The 1,390-nt window shown below is 56.5% G+C and carries 2 protein-coding genes; both read right to left on the bottom strand.

The window, feature by feature from the left end; translation table 11 throughout:
* Positions 1-182: 182 nt before the first annotated feature.
* Positions 183-1,118: a hypothetical protein gene (locus Q9Q40_15020; GenBank protein MDQ7008531.1), complete on the bottom strand. Its 936-nt coding sequence runs from the start codon at positions 1,116-1,118 to the stop codon at positions 183-185.
* A partial coding sequence (locus tag Q9Q40_15015; protein ID MDQ7008530.1) for a hypothetical protein occupies positions 1,112-1,390 on the bottom strand: 279 nt, incomplete at its 5' end. The genes Q9Q40_15015 and Q9Q40_15020, both read right to left, overlap by 7 nt.

Below are 1,390 nucleotides of genomic sequence, written 5' to 3'. Positions count from 1 at the left end.
TTCGTCGAGGCGCCACTGGTGCTGGGCCGTCAGCGCGCCGGTATCCAGGGCGCCGCCGGTAAACAGCCCCTGCTCGAACTCCACCAGGCGCCCCAACTCGTCCATGGTGTATTCCTGGGCTTCCGATTCACCGGCGGCGATTCAATCTATGCCGGCGCACCATCGCCATCGTGATTGTAGGTTCAATCTACCTCTACAGCACTACCCTTCTCTCGATTCTCATCCCTACATCTCCCACCTTCAATGTGCACTGTGCCTTCCTTGACGTCGCACGGCACCTGCCCGTTTCGCAAACACTCGATGTATGCGTCAACCGCGTGATAGCCCGCAATGTCAGCCATCAGACACCACTGGTCGACCGCACCCTCCAACCGCAAACTCTCGATCAATAGCATACTGGAGCCTGGATCCAATCGATAGAACCATAAACCCCTGGTCCCAAATGGCGGGGGCTCTCCAGTCAAGGGATCGACAGATAAAAACACTTCCTTCATCCTATCCCGATGAAACCGAAGCGCCAGCTTGACAACATGTGCGTCCGAGTTGACCTTAACGTTGATTGCTAGCAACGCAAGGTCCAAGCTGGTTTCCGCTTGATTCTCGAGACACACCATGACCTCCGCATTGCGACTCGAACCATCGTCGTACGTTTCCAGCCACATCCGACCCGTCAACCCGCCATCTCCCCCACGGCCTCCCACGCACGCTTTCCGCGGCACTGCCGCCCATGTTTCATAGTGAGGATCCCGCCTGATGTCCACATCGGCAAAATGCCGGCCGGCCCAGAGCCGCCATCGTTCAGGGAGATCCTCACGACGATCCGGGCTGTACTGGTCACGCCAGATGCCAGTTATCATGGTAAAAAACCAATCACACCGAGAAGTGGTTTCCCTTGCTCTCTGCCGCCAATCACGATCCTCAACAAGCACGGCTTCACTGGGGAATGAACCATGCTCGTAGTAAGGACCAAGCCACGCCATGCATTCTTCCCAGTATCCCCACCCGCTGTCAGCGGTGCTGGCCATGGAAGGAGAAAAGGATACATCCAGCACCGATAGACCAACGACGAGCACCACCACCCGCATTCCAGTCGAGGAGCACCGCGACATCTTCACCATTGGACATCTCCCTTTACAACCGAGATCGTCAGGACGTCCGTTTCGCTGCCCCTCTCATACACGCGCCGCCATTGTCCCGATGATCGACCAAAGTCGTCAAGCACAAGTTGACCACCACCATCCTTCACCGTCCAGCCTGCTAGACTCCAGTTGTCCAGCACGTGATTATGAGCTTTCTTGTAGGTTGCTAGATCCTCTACGAGTTGCCGATAATACTGCTCAGCGACCCCGTGCATGAACGCTTCGAGCTGATAAGGAGCTTTCCCCTTCTC

The organism is Acidobacteriota bacterium, from assembly GCA_030949985.1.
Taxonomy (GTDB): Bacteria; Acidobacteriota; Polarisedimenticolia; order J045; family J045; genus JALTMS01.
Note: the sequence above shows the minus strand (reverse complement) of the source record. Positions and strands in the feature narration are given on the sequence as shown.

Coding starts and splice junctions, on each gene's coding strand:
- Q9Q40_15020 (MDQ7008531.1), bottom strand. CDS start 1,118: ATGGTGAAGATGTCGCGGTGCTCCTCGACTGGAATGCGGGTGGTGGTG.